Source organism: Myxococcota bacterium (assembly GCA_041389495.1).
Lineage (GTDB): Bacteria > Myxococcota_A > UBA9160 > UBA9160 > UBA4427 > JAWKRT01.
The window spans coordinates 692304-710209 of the sequence record JAWKRT010000002.1 but is presented as its reverse complement, the minus strand read 5'-3'; the positions used below and the strand labels follow the sequence as shown (position 1 = coordinate 710209).

At 74.2% G+C, this 17906-nt stretch carries 14 protein-coding genes; 10 read left to right on the top strand and 4 right to left on the bottom strand.

Annotated features, from left to right (window positions below; genetic code table 11):
* The first annotated feature begins 49 nt into the window (after positions 1 to 49).
* The 3 genes from R3E88_13875 (at position 50) to R3E88_13865 (ending at position 4615) form a co-directional block, all read left to right on the top strand.
* Positions 50 to 1258 carry an ammonium transporter gene (locus R3E88_13875; protein MEZ4217567.1) on the top strand — a complete coding sequence of 403 codons (1209 nt, stop codon included), beginning with the start codon at positions 50 to 52 and terminating at the stop codon, positions 1256 to 1258.
* A gap of 81 nt (positions 1259 to 1339) precedes the next feature.
* The gene (locus R3E88_13870) at positions 1340 to 2218 is read left to right on the top strand and encodes a dienelactone hydrolase family protein (protein MEZ4217566.1); all 879 of its coding nucleotides are present in this window, start codon (positions 1340 to 1342) and stop codon (positions 2216 to 2218) included.
* Between the two features lie 24 nt (positions 2219 to 2242).
* Positions 2243 to 4615: a CoA transferase gene (locus tag R3E88_13865; protein ID MEZ4217565.1), complete on the top strand. Its 2373-nt coding sequence runs from the start codon at positions 2243 to 2245 to the stop codon at positions 4613 to 4615.
* Between the two features lie 10 nt (positions 4616 to 4625).
* Here R3E88_13865 and R3E88_13860 read toward each other — a convergent pair whose 3' ends face one another.
* Complete coding sequence (locus tag R3E88_13860) at positions 4626 to 5762, bottom strand: DUF1214 domain-containing protein (protein ID MEZ4217564.1); 1137 nt, start codon at positions 5760 to 5762, stop codon at positions 4626 to 4628.
* A 55-nt stretch (positions 5763 to 5817) separates the two neighbouring features.
* Entirely contained in the window at positions 5818 to 6462 is a 645-nt protein-coding gene (locus tag R3E88_13855) for a TetR/AcrR family transcriptional regulator (GenBank protein ID MEZ4217563.1), read from the bottom strand.
* A gap of 125 nt (positions 6463 to 6587) precedes the next feature.
* On the opposite strand from R3E88_13855, the gene R3E88_13850 reads away from it, so the two are divergent.
* Positions 6588 to 7031, top strand: coding sequence for a hypothetical protein (locus R3E88_13850; protein ID MEZ4217562.1), 444 nt, complete (start codon positions 6588 to 6590; stop codon positions 7029 to 7031).
* Positions 7028 to 8713 (top strand): FAD-dependent monooxygenase, encoded by a 1686-nt coding sequence (locus tag R3E88_13845; GenBank protein MEZ4217561.1) that lies wholly within the window; start codon positions 7028 to 7030, stop codon positions 8711 to 8713. The genes R3E88_13850 and R3E88_13845 overlap by 4 nt, the downstream gene beginning before the upstream one ends.
* A 69-nt stretch (positions 8714 to 8782) precedes the next feature.
* On the opposite strand, the gene R3E88_13840 is transcribed toward R3E88_13845, so the two are convergent.
* Entirely contained in the window at positions 8783 to 11089 is a 2307-nt protein-coding gene (locus tag R3E88_13840; GenBank protein ID MEZ4217560.1) for an arylsulfatase, read from the bottom strand.
* 131 nt (positions 11090 to 11220) lie between these two features.
* Between R3E88_13840 and R3E88_13835 the strand changes: the two genes are divergently transcribed.
* From R3E88_13835 to R3E88_13820, 4 genes are all read left to right on the top strand, one after another.
* On the top strand, positions 11221 to 12054 hold the full coding sequence (locus tag R3E88_13835) for a hypothetical protein (GenBank protein ID MEZ4217559.1): 834 nt from the start codon (positions 11221 to 11223) through the stop codon (positions 12052 to 12054).
* Positions 12051 to 12530 carry a DUF3293 domain-containing protein gene (locus R3E88_13830; protein MEZ4217558.1) on the top strand — a complete coding sequence of 160 codons (480 nt, stop codon included), beginning with the start codon at positions 12051 to 12053 and terminating at the stop codon, positions 12528 to 12530. Before R3E88_13835 ends, R3E88_13830 begins: the two co-directional genes overlap by 4 nt.
* Before the next feature lie 78 nt (positions 12531 to 12608).
* Positions 12609 to 13454, top strand: coding sequence for a GFA family protein (locus R3E88_13825; protein MEZ4217557.1), 846 nt, complete (start codon positions 12609 to 12611; stop codon positions 13452 to 13454).
* A 94-nt stretch (positions 13455 to 13548) separates the two neighbouring features.
* Positions 13549 to 14052, top strand: a complete 504-nt coding sequence (locus tag R3E88_13820) for a hypothetical protein (GenBank protein MEZ4217556.1) — start codon at positions 13549 to 13551, stop codon at positions 14050 to 14052.
* On the opposite strand, the gene R3E88_13815 is transcribed toward R3E88_13820, so the two are convergent.
* On the bottom strand, positions 14049 to 16337 hold the full coding sequence (locus tag R3E88_13815) for a tetratricopeptide repeat protein (GenBank protein MEZ4217555.1): 2289 nt from the start codon (positions 16335 to 16337) through the stop codon (positions 14049 to 14051). The genes R3E88_13820 and R3E88_13815 overlap by 4 nt on opposite strands.
* A 318-nt stretch (positions 16338 to 16655) precedes the next feature.
* Between R3E88_13815 and R3E88_13810 the strand changes: the two genes are divergently transcribed.
* Positions 16656 to 17870: a right-handed parallel beta-helix repeat-containing protein gene (locus R3E88_13810; protein MEZ4217554.1), complete on the top strand. Its 1215-nt coding sequence runs from the start codon at positions 16656 to 16658 to the stop codon at positions 17868 to 17870.
* Positions 17871 to 17906 lie beyond the last annotated feature (36 nt).

Genomic DNA, 17906 nt, shown 5'->3' with positions numbered 1-17906 from the left:
GGCCCTCGCCCAGGACGGCGCATCGATCGACTCCGGCGACACCGCCTGGATGCTCGTCGCGTCGGCGCTCGTGCTGTTGATGACGCTGCCCGGCCTCGCGCTCTTCTACGGCGGGCTCGTGCGCGCGAAGAACATCCTGAACGTGCTCGTGCAGTGCTTCGCCGCGGCGGCGGTCGCCGGCGTGCTCTGGATCGCGGTCGGCTACAGCCTCGCCTTCTCCGGCAGCAACCCGTTCGTCGGCGACTTCGCCAAGGCGATGCTCTCGGGCGTCACGATCGACTCGGTGACGGAGAACTTCGCGACGCCCCCGCGCCTGATCCCCGAGTACGTCTTCGTCATGTTCCAGGCGATGTTCGCGATCATCACGCCCGCGCTCATCATCGGGGCGATCGCGGAGCGCATGAAGTTCTCGGCGTTCGTCGTGTTCATCTCCCTGTGGCTGCTCGTCGTCTACTGCCCGATCGCGCACATGGTCTGGGCGGCGGACGGGTACCTCTTCGCGAAGAGCGCGATCGACTTCGCGGGCGGCCTGGTCGTGCACATGAGCAGCGGCTACTCGGCGCTCGTCGCCGCGCTGATGCTCGGCGCGCGCCGCGGCTACGGGAAGCAGCCGATGACGCCCAACAGCCTGCCGCTGTGCCTCACGGGCGCCGGCCTGCTGTGGGCGGGCTGGTTCGGCTTCAACGCGGGCAGCGCGCTCTCGGCGAGCCCGCTCGCCGCGCTCGCCTTCCTGAACACGAGCACCGCGGCCTCGATGGCGACGCTCACGTGGGCGGGGATCGAGTGGATCCACCGCGGCAAGCCGACGGCGCTCGGCGCGGCGACGGCCGCGGTCGCCGGGCTCGTCGCGATCACGCCCGCGTGCGGCAGCGTGAGCCCGGCGGGCGCGATCGCCGTCGGCGCGACCGTCGCGCTGATCTGCTACGGCTCGGTCACCTTCCTGAAGGTGCGCGCGGGCTACGACGACTCGCTCGACGCCTTCGGCGTCCACGGCGTGGGCGGCACGTGGGGAGCGCTCGCCGCGGGGCTGTTCGCGACGAGCTACCCGGCGGGCGACTTCGCCACGCAGATCCTGGTGCAGCTCGAAGGCATCGCGATCGTCGGCGTCTTCGCACCGCTCGCGACCTGGGTGCTGCTGAAGATCACGGGCGCGGTGTGCGGCGGCCTGCGCGTCTCGGACGAGCACGAGTTCCTCGGGCTCGACCTCTCCGAGCACAGCGAGAGCGCGTACTCGATCGGCGGCGGCCCCGGCGAGTAGGGCCGCGCGCGGTCGCGCGGCGGTTCCGCTCGCACACCCGGATCGCGTAGGCTCCGCGGCGACGCACCGGGAGGGACACGCATGTGCGACGAACGCACGATGGCCGATGCCGAGCGACACGCGCCCGCGACCGGCGGCGTGACGCGGCGCGAGTTCGGGGCGATCGCGATGGGCACGGGTCTCGCCGTGCTGTGGCCCGACGGCGCGCACGCCGCCGAGGTCGAGGGACGCGACGTCGAGGTCGCGACGCCCGACGGCACGGCCGACGCCTACTTCGCGCACCCCGCGAGCGGCGCGCATCCGGGCGTGCTCGTCTGGCCCGACGCGTTCGGCCTGCGTCCCGCGATGAAGCAGATGGCGAAGCGGCTCGCGGGCTCGGGCTACGCCGTGCTCGTCGTGAACCCGTACTACCGCGCGGGTCGCGCGCCGCTCCTTCCCGAGCAGGCCGACTTCGGCGACCCGGCGACGCGCAAGAAGATCATGTCGCTGATGGCGAGCCTCACCCCCGCGTCGACGGCGAGCGATGCGGACGCCTTCGTCCGCTACCTCGATGCGCAGCCGGCGGTGCGCACCGACCGCAAGATGGGCGTCACGGGCTACTGCATGGGCGGCGCGATGACGCTGCGCACCGCCGCCGCGCGACCGGACCGCATCGGCGCGGGCGCCTCGTTCCACGGTGGCCGCCTCGTCGTCGACGGCCCCGACAGCCCGCACCTGTTGATCCCGAAGATCCGCGCGCAGTACCTCGTCGCGATCGCGTCCAACGACGACGAGCAGGAGCCCTCGACGAAGGACGTGCTGCGCGACGCGTTCGCGAAGGCCGGGCTCGCGGCCGAGATCGAGGTGTACGAGGGCGCGCTGCACGGCTGGTGCCCGCCCGACTCGCGCGTCTACGACGAGGCCAAGGCGGAGCGCGCGTGGGGCCGGCTGCTCGCGCTCCTCGAGCGCGCGCTCGCCTAGCATCGGCCGGCGCGAGCGACCGGGATGCCCGAAGCGCCGCTCCTCGACCTGCGCGTCGTCGACCTCGCGGGCGAGCCCGCGGCGATGGCGGGCCGCATCCTCGCGGACCTCGGCGCCGAGGTCGTGAAGGTCGAGCCGCCCGGCGGCGACCCGCTGCGCGCGGTGGGCCCGTTCGAGGGCGGTGCGCGCGGCGGCCGCTCGCTGCGCTTCGCGGCCTGGAACGCCGGCAAGCGGAGCCTCGCGTGCGCCCCCGACGACCCGCGCCTCGACGCGCTGCTCGCGGGTGCCGACGTCGTGATCGCGACGCCCGGCGAGCCGGGCGTGCTCGACCTCGACCCGGCGCGCGCGCCGCACGCGACGTGGGTGCGCGTCACGCCCTTCGGCGGCGACGGCCCGCGCGCGCGCTGGCGCGCGTCCGACCTCGGCGTCATGGCCGCGTCGGGCAACATGTACGCGACGGGCTTCCCCGATCGCCCGCCGGTGCGCTGCAGCGAGCCCTCGGGCTATGCGCACGTCGGCCCCGAGGTCGCGTTCGCGGCGCTCGCCGCGCACGCGTCGGGGCGGCCGCAGATCGTCGACGTCTCGATGCAGGAGGTGGTGCTCGTCGCGAACATGGGCGCGCCCGCCGCCTTCCTCGCGACGGGCGCGCGCGGCGCGCGCATCGGCGCGCGCATCGGACGCACGCGCGAGATGTGGAGGTGCCGCGACGGCTGGGTGACGTTCGGCCTGCGCGGCGGGCCGGCGCGCGTTCCGACGCTTCGCGCCATCACGGAGCTGCTCGTCGCGCACGGCATCGCGGCGCCCGCGTGGACGGAGCGCGACTGGAGCGCGTTCAACCCGAACGAGACGAGCGACGACGAGATGCGCGCGCTCGAGCGCCCGCTCGAGGCGCTGTTCGCGCGCCACTCGATCGGCGAGATCTTCGCGATCGCGTGCGAGCGCAACCTCATGATCGCGCCCGCCAACACCGCGCGCGAGATCCGCGCGAGCGCGCAGCTCGCCGCGCGCGAGGCGTTCGCGCGGCTCGACGGGCTCGACGGCTTCCCGACGCGCTTCGCGCTCGTCGCGAGCGCCGACGGCACGGCCGCGCCGATCGACGCGAAGCGCGGCGCACCCGCGCTCGGCGAGCTCCGCGCGGTGCCGTGGACGCCGCGCGCGGGCGCGCACGCGCGGGCGCACGCCGGCGCGCGCGGCGCCTTCGCGGGCGCGCGCATCCTCGAGCTCGGCTCGGGCGCGGCCGGGCCGATCGCCACGCGCTACTTCGCCGAGCACGGCGCCACCGTCGTCAAGATCGAGTCGCGCACGCGGCCCGACTTCCTGCGGCTCTACGCGCTCGGCCCCGGCAACCCGCACGGCCTCGAGGGCTCGGCGCTCTTCGACGCGCTCAACGTCGGGAAGCTCGGCGTCACGCTCGACCTCAAGCATCCGGGCGGGCTCGATGTCGCGCGCAGGCTCGTGCACTGGGCCGACGCCGTGCTCGAGAACTTCGCACCTCGCGCGATGCGCGGCTTCGGCCTCGACTACGCGACGCTCGCCGCGGAGAAGCCCGACCTCGTCATGGTGTCGTCGTGCATGAACGGGCAGACGGGTCCGCACCGCGACTATCCGGGCTTCGGCGCGCAGGGCTCGGCGCTCTCGTGCTTCAACCACCTGACGGGCTGGCCCGATCGCGAGCCGATGGGCCCGTACGCGACGATCACCGACTCGCTCTCGCCGCGCTTCGCGGCCGCGGCGCTCGCCGCCGGTCTGCACCATCGCCGGCGCACGGGACGCGGCCTGCACGTCGACCTCTCGCAGGTCGAGTGCGCGCTCTACACGCTCGCGCCGTTCCTGCTCGACGACGCCGTCAACGGGCACCTCGGCGAGCGCATGGGCAATCGGTCGGAGCGCGCGGCGCCGCACGGCGCGTTCCCGTGCCGCGACGAGGGCGACGTCGGCGACCGCTGGGTCGCGATCGCCGTCTGGAGCGACGCGGAGTGGGCGCGGCTGGCCTCGATCCTCGGCATCGACGACCCGGGCCTCGCCGCGCTCGACGCGCGGCTCGCGCGCGTCGACGAGGTGGAAGCGGCGGTCGGCGCGTGGACGTGCGCGCGCACGCGCGACGAGGTCGCCGCGCAGCTCCAGGCCGCCGGCATCGAGGCCGTGCCGGTCGCCGACTTCGGCGACCTGTGCGCCGACCCGCAGCTCGCGCACCGCGGCCACTTCGTCGAGCTCGCGCACGCCGTGCTCGGCCCGCGCACCTACGAGCGCAACGGCTTCCGGCTCGACGACGCGGCGTCCGGCTACGCGGGCGCGACGCCCGCGCTGGGCGAGCACACCGAGCGCGTGCTGACCGAGCTGCTCGGCCTCGCGCCCGACGAGGTGCGCGCGCTTCGCGAGGCCGGCGCGCTCGAGTGACCCGCGCGCGTCAGCCCGCGAGCGCGGCCGCCACGTCGGCGTGCTTCACGACGCGGCACACGGGCTGCTCGATCTCGCCCTCCGACAGCAGGAAGCGCCAGTAGAGCGTGCCGACGCGGTGGCCCTCGGTGTCGAGCCAGTTCGCGACACCCGGGTCGCGGTGCGCGACCGCGAAGCGGAAGCGGCCGTCGCCGTCGGCGCGCATCTGCCGGCGGTTCAGCGAGCCGCGCCGGTATCGATAGTCGGGGATCTGCTGGAAGCGGTTCCAGAACGCGACGTTCGCGTACACGCACGCCGGCCAGCGCCCCTCGACGACGAGCGCCTCGTCGTCGGCGAGCACGACGAGCCCGGCGCAGTAGGCGTTGTCGACCGCGCCCGCGCCGCCGCCCTCGGTCGGCACCCAGCGCTCGGGCTTCCCCATCCGGTTCGGCATCTGCGAGAACCACGCCGGCGGCGCGGCCGCGCCGGGCAGCGGGCGCGCGAGCGTCTGGCCGCGCAGGAACACCATCGCGGCGCGGAGCTTCGCGTCGAGCGACGCGGGCGAGAGCGGGCGCGGGAAGCCCGGCTCGTCGAGGCACTCGATGTCGACGTCGCAGCGCAGCCGCGGGTCGGCCATCGCGCACACGTCCTCCTCCCAGTAGTGCCGCGCGATCACGCAGTTCGGTCGGCCCGCCTGCATGTGGAGCGCGCCCGCGCGCGGCGCGGAGCCGATGTCGATCGAGAAGCGGCCGTCGGCGTCGCGCGCGAACTCGGTGTGGTTGATCGCGGAGACGACGCCGTCGTTCCAGTCGCCCTCCTCCTTGCCGGTGTAGACGGTGAAGCTGACGTACGCCTCGCGATCCATGCGGCCCGTGATGCGATAGCGGCGCGCCGGGTCGAGCGGCGCGCAGTGCGCGGGGTTGTCCGCGCCTTCGCCGCCCCACTTCAGCACGGGGCTCGCGAGCGGCGCGAAGCGCGGGCGGGCGGCGTCGTTGTCGACCCAGACGTCGATCGCCGCCTTCACGAGGTGCAGCAGCATGTGCTCGCCCTCGGCGACGTCGGCGGGGTCGACGACCTGGCGCGACGCGCCCAGGAAGTCGCGGTCGATCTCGCCGACCAGCGCGAGCCATTCGTGCAGTGCGCGACGCCCCTCGATCTCCGTGCCCATGGCGGCCCTCCTCGCAGTGGCCGCGCACTCTATCGCGCGCGCGCCGCGCGCGGGCTCAGCCTTCGGGCGGCATCGGCGCGAGCGGGTGGCGCGCCGCGCGACGCGCGCGCGCCGGCGCGACGCCGAGCATGCGCAGCTGGTGCTCGGCCGTCCGCTCCGCGACCTCGGGCCCTCCCGGGCCGTCGAGACACACGACGACGGCCGTCGCCACCATGCCGGCGAAGAGGTCGAGCAGCAGGTCGTCGACCGCGACGCGGAACGCGCCCGCGCGCGCGCCGCGCTCGAGGTCGCGGCGCGCGAGCGACGTCACCTCGTGCCGCACGCTCGGCATCGAGGCGAGCGCGCGCACGATCGCGCGGCCCCACGTCGGCTCGCGCGTCGCGAGCTCGACGAAGCGACGCGTGCCGGCGCTCACGCGCAGCACCGGGTCGTCGACGTCGCGCATCGCGGCGTCGATGCGCTCGGCGAAGTCGCGCGCGATCGCGAAGGCGACCGCGTCGGCGATCTCGTCCTTGTCGCGGAAGTAGTTGTAGAAGGTGCCGTTCGCCACCTCGGCCGCCTGCGCGATCTCGGCCACCGAGGCCGCCTCGAGGCCGCGCCGCGCGAAGGCGTCGGCCGCCGCGTCCATGAGCCGCGCGCGCGTGCGCGCGCTCTTCCCCTCCTCGCCCGCGCGCGCCCTCTCGGCAAACCGGCCGTCCATCCGACCTCTCCCGCCCGATCTCGAGTGAATTGACAGACCTCTCAATTCTGGGATATCCGTGGCGCGACGCCAGCCCCGCCGCGGCACGCCGCCCGCACGCCGCGGGCGCCGGAGGAGACCCGCCCATGACCGCCGACCGCCGCATCCTCGTCGCGAGGATCGCGCTCACCGTCACGATGCTCGAGTTCTTCGGGCCGATGCTGCGCGACTACCACGCGAGCCACGCCTTCAACCCCGACTGGGTGGGCCACGCGCGCGTGCACCTCGTGTGGCTGCTCGGCTTCATGTTCCTGTCGGGCCTGGCGAACCTCTACCTCGTCTGGCTCCGCCGGCCGTTCGAGGTGCGCAACCTCTGGCTCTCCGTGCTCTGGCAGAGCTGCAACCTCGGCGGCTTCTGGATCGCCTACCTGCTCGCGCCCCACTACCACGGCGCGATCACCGTTCCGCACATCCACACGCAGATCCTCGGCGTCGACGAGAACGTGTTCGTGTTCGGCGTGCTCTCCGCCGTGATGGCGGCGACCGTCGGCCTGCTCGCGCTCGCCCCGCGCGACGAGGCCACGTCGTGAGCGCGGCCGACGTCCCGGTGCTCGTCGTCGGCGCGGGCCCGACGGGGCTCGTCGCGGCGCTCCTGCTCGAGCAGCAGGGCGTCGCGACGCGCGTCGTCGAACGCCGCGGGGGGCCGCAGCGCGCGCCGGCCGCGCACGTCGTGAACGCGCGCACGCTCGAGATCTGCCGCGCCGCCGGCGTCGACATGGCCGCGGCCGCGAAGGCCGCGATCGACCCCGCGGATGCGGGCTTCGCCTACTGGGTCGACCGGCTCGGCGGCGCGACGCTCGGACGGCTCCCGTTCGAGCAGCAGGGCGACGCGCAGCTCGCCGTCACGCCGACGCCGCTGCGCAACCTGTCGCAGAGCCGCCTCGAGCCGCTGCTCGTCGAGGCGCTCGCGCGCCGCGCGGGGCGCGCGCCCGAGTGGGGGTGCGAGTGGGTCTCGTCGACCGACGACGGCGAGCGTGTCCACACCGTCGTGCGCGACGCGGCGAGCGGGCGCGAAGAGACGATCTCGAGCCGCTACGTCGTCGCCGCCGACGGCGCGGGCAGCGGCGTGCGCAAGGCGCTCGGCATCGACGTGCAGGGGCCGGCGGGCATCCAGAGCTTCGTGATGGTGCACTTCCGCGCGCGCCTGCGCGGCGTACCCGAGGTGCCGCCCGGCGTGCTCTTCTTCCTGTGCGACCCGCGCGCGCGCGGTGCCGTCTTCATCGTGCACGACCTCGACCGCGAGGCCGTCTGCATGCTGCCCTACGACCCGGCCAGCGAGTCGCTCGCCGACTACCCGCCCGCGCGCTGCGCGGCGCTCGTGCGCGAAGGCCTCGCCGACCCGGGCCTCGCGCTCGACGTCGACAACGTGTCGACCTGGACGATGACGGCCCAGGTCGCCGACGCCTATCGCCGAGGTCGCGTCTTCCTCGCCGGCGACGCCGTGCACCGCTTTCCGCCGACCGGCGGCCTCGGCCTCAACTCGGGCGTGCAGGACGCGCACAACCTCGCGTGGAAGCTCGCGCTCGTGCTGCGCGGCGACGCGCCGCCCGCGCTGCTCGACAGCTACGAGCGCGAGCGTCGCCCGGTCGCGCAGGCGAACGCGGACCAGAGCCTGCGCAACGCGCTGCGGCTGATCGAGGTGCCGGTCGCGCTCGGCATCACCGACGACCTCGCCGGCTCGGTCGACCGCTACGAGGCCGCGCTGCGCGACCCCGCGGCGCGCGCGCGCGTCCGCGCCGCGATCGAGGCGCAGGCGGAGCACTTCGACATGCCCGGGCTGCAGCTCGGCTTCCGTTATGCGGAGGGCGCGCTCGCGCGCGGCGACGGCGACGCGCTGCCGCCGCTCGAGGTGCGCCGCTTCACGCCGACGGGCTGCCCGGGCGCGCGCCTGCCGCACGCCTGGCTCGCCGACCCCGGCGCCTCGCTCCTCGATCGCGTCCCGCTCGATCGCTTCCTGCTCGTCGCGGGCCCGGAGGGCGCGGCCTGGGTCGACGCGCTGCGCTCCGTCGACGCGCCGCCCGCCGACGCGCTCGTGCTGACGGAGGCGCTCCTGCCCGGACTCGACGCGTGGCGCGCACAGGCGGGCATCGACGCGAGCGGCGCGCTGCTCGTGCGCCCCGACCAGCACGTCGCGTGGCGGAGCCGCGCGCTCGCCGACGACCCGCGCGCCGCGCTGGCGGCGGCGTTCGCGGCCGCGAGCGGGCGCGCCTAGCGACGGGTACGCGGGTGCTCGCGTGGCTCCTCCGCGCGGGCGCGCGGACGACGGCGCGCTGCGAGCGCGCTACAGCAGCTCCACGTCGACGTGCTCGAGCCGGGCGCCCTCGAGCGGGAAGCCGACGCCGGCGGCCGGCGGGTACGCGCCGGCCGGAGAGCCCGTGTCGACGCCGACGTCGAAGGTCTCGTCGATCGAGAAGTAGCTCGGCGGCGTCGCCGGCACGCGCGCGCGCCCGATCACGGCGTCGCCGACCGACAGCACGAGCTCGCCGCCCTTCGCAGGGCCTCCACCGTCGTAGCGGAACTCGACGTCGAGCTGCGAGCGGCCGGCGGGAAGCGGCGCGTCGCCCGCGAGCGTCACGTGCGCGAGCTCGAAGACGCGGTACTCGAAGACGGGCCGTCCCGCGTCGTCGAGGTAGAGGCTGAACCCGCCCGCCGTTCCGCCCAGCGTCGCGACCACGCCGCGCCCCTCGCCCGGCGCGTCGAGCGCGAGCGACGCGCGCAGCTTCCACGAGCGGTTCGCGATCGGCACGCCCTGCTCGGGCGTGCCCACCATGCCCGCGTGGAAGCGCAGCCGCGTGCGGCCCTGCGCGACGGTGGGCATCGGCGTGCGGACCTCGAGCGAGCTGCGCACGGGCCAGACGCCGAGCGCGCGCATGCGCGCCTCGAACAGGGCGCGCAGCTCGGCGAGCTTCTCCGGCCTCTCGCTCGCGAGATCGCGCGCCTGGCTGAAGTCGGCGGCGACGTCGTAGAGCTCCCAGCGGTCGTCCTCCATCGGCAGCGGCCCCTGCGGCAGGCCGACCGACCACGGGAGACGCGCGTGCCGCGCCGACGCGATCCAGCCCTCGTGATAGTAGGCGCGGTGTCCGTGCACCTCGAAGTACTGGCTCGGATGGTGCTCGGGCGCGTCGGCGCTCGCGAAGCTCGGAACGAGGCTGTGTCCGTCGAACGGGAGCTGCGCGACGCCGTCGACGGTCGCGGGCGGCGCGATGCCGAGGACGTCGAGGATCGTCGGCACGACGTCGTTCACGTGCGCGAACTGGCTGCGCAGGCCGCCGCGATCCGCGATGCCCTTCGGCCACGACACGACGAGCGGGTTGCGCGTGCCGCCGAAGTGCGAGGCCACCTGCTTCACCCACTGGAAGGGCGTCGACAGCGACCACGCCCAGGCGGCCGGGTACTGCGGATACGAGTCCGCGCTGCCGATCGCGTCGAGACGCTCGAGCTTTCGCTCGGTCGACTCGCCGAGGCCCTGCAGCGCGCCCATGTAGTTGATGCTGCCGAGGAGCCCGCCCTCGGCGCTGCCGCCGTTGTCGCCGACGACCCAGAGGAAGAGCGTGTCGTCGAGCTCGCCGCTCTCCTCGAGATGCGCGACGAGCCGCCCGACCTGCGCGTCGGTGTGCTCGAGGAACGCGGCGTACGTCTCCATCAGCCGCTCCGCGACCACGCGCTCGCCCTCGTCGAGCGAGCTCCACGCGGGCAGCTCGGCGGGGCGCGGCGTGAGGAGCGCGTCCGGCGGGATCACGCCGAGCGCCTTCTGGCGCGCGAAGATCTCCTCGCGCATCACATCCCAGCCCTGCGCGAACCGGCCGGCCTGGCGTTCGATCCACGCCTTCGGCACCTGCAGCGGCGCGTGCGTCGCGCCCGTCGCGAAGTAGAGGAAGAAGGGACGGTCGGGCGCGAGCGCGCGCTCCGCGCGCATCCAGGCGATCGCGCGATCGGCGAGATCCTCGGTCAGGTGGTAGTCGGCGCGCGCGGGCCGCGGCACCGGCGTCGTGCCTTCGTAGAGCGTCGGCGCGAACTGGTCCGTCTCGCCGCCGAGGAAGCCGTAGAACTTCTCGAAGCCGACGCCCGTCGGCCAGCGATCGAAGGGCCCGGCCTGCGACGTCTCCCACGCCGGCGCGAGGTGCCACTTCCCGAAGGCGGCGGTGGCATAGCCGTGGTCGCGCAGCAGGCGCGCGATCGTCGCCGTCTCCTTCCGCAGGATGCCCTGGTAGCCCGGGTGGGCGTTCGCCGAGTTGAGCACGGCGCCGACGTTCGCCGCGTGCGGGTCGCGCCCGGTGAGCAGCGAGGCGCGCGTCGGCGAGCAGATGGCCGTCGTGTGGAAGCGGTTGTAGCGGAGGCCGCGCGCGGCGAGCGCGTCGAGCGAGGGCGTCGCGGTCGGGCCGCCGAACGTGCCGGTCGCGCCGAAGCCGACGTCGTCGAGCAGCACGATCACGATGTGCGGCGCGCCGGCGGGCGCGTGCACGCGCGGGATGGGGGGTGCGTCGGTCGCCGCGGCGTCGGCCGCGACGAGCGCGCCGCACAGGAGCCCGGCCAGCGCGCGTCGGCGCGCGCGCGTCGTCCTCGTCCTCTCGGCTCCGCTCGCGCGCACCGCGCCACCTCCTCTGCGTTCGCGCGTTCGCGCGCCGCGGCGCGCAGCATGCCAGCGGGCGATCGCGCGCGTCAAAGCCGCGGTTGCACGGCGGGCGCCGCGCGTGGAACGATCGCGCCGCGAGGTGCGCCATGGAGCTCCAGTGTCTCGACCACGTCCACTTCACCGTGCCCGATCTCGCGCGCGCGAAGCGCATCTACGGGCCGCTCCTCGACGGCCCGCGGCAGAGCGGGCACTTCGTCGACGACTACGGCGGCCCCGCGGTGAACGCCTACGGCGCGTGGCACACGTGCGGCGGCGACTTCATCCAGCCGATCGACGCCGCGCGGCCGGCGTTCGGCGGCAGCGCGCTCCCGACGCTCGGCATCCTCTCGCCGTCGTACCGCGTCGCCGACGTCGACCGCGGCATCGCGCAGGCCGTCGCGCACGGGCTCGCCGTGCGAAGCCGCGTCGGCAGTGAGGACATCGGGCTCGGCAAGAACGTCGTGCAGGCGCAGCTCTGGCCCGAGCCCGTCTCGGGCCTCGCGTTCGAGCTCGTCGAGCACCAGCTGCCGGGCGAGTACGTGGCGCTCACGGACGCCGCCGTCGAGTACGTCGAGTTCGCGCTCGCCCCGGGCATCGCGCTCGACGCGGCCGCGCGCGCGCTCGAGCCCATCCTCGGAGACGCGTTCGACGCCGAGTGCGTCGACGCCGAGCGCGGCGTGCGCGCGCGCCTGCACCGACGCCTCGGCCTGCGGCTCGTCGCGCCCGCGCGCGACGCCGATGCGCGCGCCGACGCCTGGACGCCCGGCCTCCGCGCCATCGCGTTCCGCTGCGCGGACCTCGCGCAGAGCGTCGCGAGCGCGACCGCGGCCGGCCTCGCGGTCGCGCGGCGAAGCGACGGCGACGGCGCGCACGGCGCGCGCACGGTCGACTTCGCGCCGTGGGCCGGGGCGAGCGTGCGCCTCCTCGAGAGCGCGGCGTGACGGCGGCGCGACGGGACGGCGACGCCCGGGCACCCGACGACGACGCGCTCTGGCGGGCCTATCGAGCGACGCGCTTCGAGGCCGTCGTCGACGACGCGAGTGCGCCCATCGCGATCCGCGTCGGCGAGTGCTGCGCGCGACTCGACGCGCTGCTCGACGCGCACGGCGTCGCGGAGTGGGTCTACGTGACGGCCTGGAATCCGCACTCCGAGCCACTCGCCGACGACGACAACGCGCGGCGCAACGCCGAGCTCGCGGCCGAGCTCGACCGCTTCGCCGCGGCGCGCTTCGCGGGCTTCGGCCGCGGCGCCGACGCGAGCTGGAAGCCCGAGGCGAGCTTCCTCGCGCTCGGAGTCGACGACGAACGCGGTGTCGACCTCGGCCGGCGGTTCGGGCAGAACGCGATCGTCGCGGGCCGGCGCGGCGAGCCCGCGCGGCTCGTCGACTGTCGCGTCCCCCGCGACCGCGAGCTCTGAGCCCGAAGATCGCGCGCGCCCCTCGCCGCGCGCCGCGCACCCGCCTACGTTCCGGCGCGCGCCTCGGAGGGCCTGGCCGTGCACTCTTCCTGTCTGTGCGGTGCCGTTCGGTGGAGCACCGACGCCGATCCCGTCTCGCTCGCGCACTGCCACTGCGGACGTTGCCGCAAGCACCACGGCACGGGCTTCGCGACCTACGCGCTCGCGCCGGCCGCGGGCTTCCGCATCGACGGCGACGACGCCGTCGGCGCGTGGTCGTCGTCGCCGGGCATGGCGCGGCGCTTCTGCCAGCGGTGCGGGTCGGTCGTTCCGCTCGCACCGGCTCCGGGCACGCCGTTCGCGATGCTGCCCGCCGGCAGCTTCGACGACGCGACGTCGCTGCGTCCCTCGATCCACATGTTCGTCGCGTCGAAGGCGCCGTGGGACGAGATCGCCGACGCGCTCCCGCGCTTCGACGCATTCCCGCCCGGCATCGACGCCGCCGTGCACCCCGACCTGCCGCGCGCGCACGCGGGCCCGGGCCTCCCCGGGAGCTGCGGCTGCGGCGCGGTCGCGTTCGCGCTGCTCGCGGAGCCCTTCTTCGCACGCCACTGCCACTGCGGGCGCTGCCGCAAGGCGCGCGGGGCCGCGCACGCGACCAACATGCTGAACCGCGCGAGCGAGATCCGTTGGGAGCGCGGCGCCGACCGCGTCGCCACGTACAAGATCCCCGACGCGCGCTTCTTCACGCAGGCCTTCTGCGACCGCTGCGGCGGCAAGGTGCCGCGCGTCGACCCGGGCCGCGACCTCTGCATCACGCCGATGGGCTCGCTCGACGCCGACCCGGGCATCCGCCCGCGCGAGCACATCTTCACGGCGAGCAGGGCCGAGTGGTTCGAGATCGCGGACGCGCTGCCGCAGCATGCGGAGGGAGCGCCTGGCTAGGCGACCCGACGCTCCTCGGTGTGTCGAGAGGATTCCGTCGCGCGCCGCGGTGGCGCGCGGGAACCGATCGTCGATGGAAGGGAGGGCTCTCACGATGTCGAGACTTGCAGTGATCGCAGGGGTCGCGTGCTGGATGGTCGCGGGGACGGCGAGCGCGCAGAACCTGATCGGTGACAAGCCGCCGCTGATCAGCGGCACCGACCGGGCCAAGGTCGTGTTCTCGATCGCCGGCGTCGTCGACAGCGCGACGCAGGCGACCTACGTGTCGTGCACGTCGCTGGAGAAGACGGGCGGGAAGGACATCCACTTCGCAGTCGAGTTCTTCGACAACGGCTCCTCGGCGAACGACGTCGCGGCGGGCGACGGCGACGAGTTCCTGTCGGGACCCGGCGACACCGACGGAATCTCGACTCGCGCGATCACGGGCCTCTCGACGACGGCGATCGCGACGCCGCCGGTGATCGCCGGCACGGGAGCGGCTCGCATCCTCTCGACGTCGACCAAGATCATCTGCGCCGCGTTCGTCGTCGATCCGACGAACGGCACCTACCTCGCATCGCTTCCGGTGTTCAAGGCGCTCAAGCAGAGCGGCGACTAACGAGCGGTTCGAGCGGGCTCCGCGACGGGCCGCGGGGAGAGGATCTCTCGTCCGGGCGGCGCTGCGGACGCGGCGCCGCCCGGATCGAGCTCGACCTCCGCGAGCCTCCGGAAGGCCTCCGCCTTCGCCGGGTCGAGCGCGATCGCTTCGCCGAGGCTCGCGTTCGCCTCGTCCGCGCGCCCCTGGCGCGCGAGCGCGAGCGCGAGCCCCGCGTGCGCGGGCGCGCTCGGCTTCGCGGCGAGCGCCGCGCGGAAGTGGCGCTCGGCCTCGGCGTAGTCTCCCTCGCGCACGAGCCATGCGGCGAGGTTGTAGTGCGCGGCGGCCGAGCCGGGGTCGAGCGCGAGCGCTTCGCGGTAGCTCGCGACCGCCTCGTCCTGCATGCCGAGACGCTCGAGCACGAAGCCGAGGTCGTTGTAGACGGCGGGCTGCGGCTCGACCGCGAGCGACTCGCGGTAGTGCGCTTCGGCGAGCTCGAGCTCGCCGGCGTCGATCGCGGCGAGCGCCATGTTGTTGTGCGCCTTGGCGTGCTTCGGATCGATCGCGAGCGCCTTCTCGAACGCCTCGATCGCGTCCTGGCTGCGGCCCTGCTGGAAGAGCGAGAACCCGAGCGAGTTGAGCAGCTCGACGTTGTCGGGGGCGACGGCGAGCCCGCGGCGGTAGGCCTCGACCGCCATCGGGTAGTTGCCGGTGCGCTCGTTGGCCATGCCCGCGCGCAGGAACGAGTACGCGTCGAGGAAGCGCTCCGTGATCTTCGCGATCGCGTCGGCGGGGAGCGGCACGAACTCGGGGATGTTGGCGGCGCGGTCGCTCCCGGTGAAGCGGTCGAGCACGACGGGCGGCGTCGAGCGCCCCTGCTCGTCGATGTGCGTGAGGAAGAGCTGCGTGTAGGGCGTGTTCGCCTTCGACGAGAACACGAGCCAGCGCCCGTTCGAGGAGAAGCTGTGCCACGAGTTCATGCGCGGCGTGTTCGCGCGCAGCCGCCGCGCCTCGCCGCCCTCGGCCGGCACGATGAAGAGCTCGCTGTCCGGCATGAGCAGCATGTAGTTCTCGGCCTTGCAGAAGACGATCCACTTCCCGTCGGGCGAGAACTTCGCGAAGTAGTTGCTCTTCCCGTCGTGCGACGCGCCCGCGATCGGCAGCGCCTTCCCGCCGCGCCCTTCGTCGAAGGGAACGCGGTAGAGGTCGAACTTGAAGGGCTCCGTGCCGTCGACGAACTCGGGCACGTCCTTCTCGTCGAGCAGGATCGCCTGCGCGTTGGCGATCGACTCCTTGCGGTAGGCCTTCGCGCGGGCGAACACGACCGACTGCCCGTCGGGGCTCCAGGTCGGGTTGCTCTGCACGTAGTCGGGGTCGTCGGCGCCGGGCAGCGGCGCGTAGGTGCCCGTCACCCTGTCGTAGACGACGAGGATCCCCTTGATCGGGAAGAAGAGCTGCGAGAACTCGATCTCGGGCGTCGCGACGAAGACCGCCCGGTCCTTCACCGTGCTGATCACGTAGCGGCCGTCGGGCGAGACCTGCGACAGCAGCCCGAACGTCGCCTCGCCGTCGCCGCGCCGGTAGTCGCTCCACGTGATGATGCGCTCGTCGTCGAGCACCATCTCGCGCGCGACGGGCAGGATCGCGTAGCCGCCCTTGTCGTTGCCGTAGTCGACGTCGAGCCCGAGCGTGCTCCCGTCGGCCGAGAACGAGTGGCAGTTGCCGCACACGGGGAGGTTCTCGAGCACGACCGGCGGGCGCTCCTCGGAGTCGATCGCGCCGAAGCGCCAGCGGATGCGCGACGGGTCCTGCACGGCGTCGATGAACGGGAGCGGAACCTCGCGATAGAAGATGGAGTCGCCGACGGGGTCGGCGGACGTGCGGATGCGGATGCGCGCCGACGACACGGCGCGCGCGCGCGCATCGACGCCGACGATCGCCAGGTCGGCGTCGCGCTCGCGCGTGCGCCGCTGGATCGCGGCCCAGTCTTCCGGGGTCGGCTGCCAGCGCGGTTGCGCCGCCGGGAAGCGCTGCAGCGCGTCGGCGCCGTCGCCCTCCCCGCCCTCGGGGCCGCCCGGCGCGAGCCGCAGCATCACCTCCCAGCGCTCGACGCCCGAGGTCTCGTCGCTCCACAGGAAGGTCGGCGCGGCGAGGTCGGGCGGGAAGAGCGTCTCGTCCTGCGGATACTGGATGGAGAGGCGGCCCGTCGTCTCGTTCGGGAAGGCGAGCGGCGCCGGCTCCGCGCGGCACGCGGCGAGGCCGGCGGCTCCGAGCGCGGCCGCGACCGTCAGGCGGAGCGCCGCGCGCACGCGGGCACCGCGGCCGGGTCGGATCGCACGCTCGCGCCGCATCGCTTCGAGGGCCCGCTCCTCACCGGGACGTCCCGCGCGCAGGCGCAGGCCGTCGCTTCCCGAGGCCCGCGATTCTCCGAGACGCGCCGACCCGAAGTCAAATGCCGCGCTGCGTCGAGATCGCGTCGCGCGCGCGTCGGTGCGGGTCGCCCGCTCGTTGGTTGACAGCGGAGCGGACTCCTCGTAGAAGGGCATGCGGGGAAGTCGCCGCTCGCGACTCCTGCGGAGATCCCGCCGAACCGCTCGTCCACCTCGTCGACGGAGCCCGGAGACACGATGACGACGCACCCGCGCCCCTCGTTCGCCCTGCTCGCCACCGCGCTGTCCGCTGCGGCGCTCTTCGCGAGCGCCACTTCCGCCGACGCCGCCGTGCGCCGCGTGTTCCCGGGCCAGTCGATCCAGGCCGCGATCGACGCCGCGTCGCCGGGCGACACGATCCTCGTCGAGCCGGGCGAGTACCGCGAGACGCAGAACGCGCTCTACGGGCTCCACGTCACGACCGACGACATCCGCCTGATCGGCCGCGTGAAGCGCCACCTCGGCGACGCCGGCAAGGTGCGCCTGATCCACACCGGAACGCAGGAGACGGGGATCTTCGCGGCGCCGGCGGGCTGCCACTACCGCGGCACGAGCTGCCCGGACCAGCTCGAGGGCTTCTACGTGCGCGGCTTCACGGTCGAGGACTTCCCGCAGAACGGGATCCAGACGCGCTGGGTGGACGGCTTCCAGTTCTTCCAGAACGAATCCGTGCGCAACCTCAACAACGGCATCTACCCGACGCTCTCCGCGAACGGCCTCGTCGCGAGCAACGTGTCGTACGGCTCGCTCGACACGGCGATGTGGGTCGCGGGCTCGGAGAACGTGCGCGTGATCGGGAACGATGTGTCCGGGAGCCCGATCGGCCTCGAGATCACGGTCTCGAACAACGTCCGCGCGTCGCTCAACGACATCCACGACAACACCGTCGGCGTCGGCCTCTTCCACCCGAACGCGGCGGGGAACCCGCCGAAGCCGGTCATGGAAGACTGGGTGATCACGGCCAACCACATCCACGACAACAACCTCCCGAACCCCGCGCCGGTGGGAAGCTTCCAGGCCGGCGTGCCGCCGGGCGTCGGCGTGCTGATGCTCGGCGTCTCGGGCCACACGATCGCGTTCAACCGCATCGACGGGAACGACTTCGTCGGCATCGGCGTGCTCGGATGGTGTACGGCCACCTCGCTCGGCGACCCGAGTCGCAACTGCATCAACGACCCGCCGATCGCCGATCCGTCCGCGAACGACAACGTCGTCGTCCTGAACCACCTGTTCGACAACGGCGCCAATCCGCCGCCGCTGCCGCTCCCGGGCGTCGACATCCTCTACGTGCAGACGCCGCCGCCGTTCGGCCCGGAGCCCGGCACCGGGAACTGCTTCCGGGCGAACCTCCCGCGGGCCTTCACGTTCTTCTCGACGGAGCCCGACGGGCAGCTGCCCACGGACGGCTGTTAGGCGAGAGCGCCCGGCCGAGCCGCGCCGACGCCGACC

Coding starts and splice junctions, on each gene's coding strand:
- R3E88_13850 (MEZ4217562.1), top strand. CDS start 6,588: ATGACCGCCGACCGCCGCATCCTCGTCGCGAGGATCGCGCTCACCGTC.
- R3E88_13810 (MEZ4217554.1), top strand. CDS start 16,656: ATGACGACGCACCCGCGCCCCTCGTTCGCCCTGCTCGCCACCGCGCTG.
- R3E88_13855 (MEZ4217563.1), bottom strand. CDS start 6,462: ATGGACGGCCGGTTTGCCGAGAGGGCGCGCGCGGGCGAGGAGGGGAAG.
- R3E88_13835 (MEZ4217559.1), top strand. CDS start 11,221: ATGGAGCTCCAGTGTCTCGACCACGTCCACTTCACCGTGCCCGATCTC.
- R3E88_13875 (MEZ4217567.1), top strand. CDS start 50: ATGCTCGTCGCGTCGGCGCTCGTGCTGTTGATGACGCTGCCCGGCCTC.
- R3E88_13870 (MEZ4217566.1), top strand. CDS start 1,340: ATGTGCGACGAACGCACGATGGCCGATGCCGAGCGACACGCGCCCGCG.
- R3E88_13865 (MEZ4217565.1), top strand. CDS start 2,243: ATGCCCGAAGCGCCGCTCCTCGACCTGCGCGTCGTCGACCTCGCGGGC.
- R3E88_13820 (MEZ4217556.1), top strand. CDS start 13,549: ATGTCGAGACTTGCAGTGATCGCAGGGGTCGCGTGCTGGATGGTCGCG.
- R3E88_13860 (MEZ4217564.1), bottom strand. CDS start 5,762: ATGGGCACGGAGATCGAGGGGCGTCGCGCACTGCACGAATGGCTCGCG.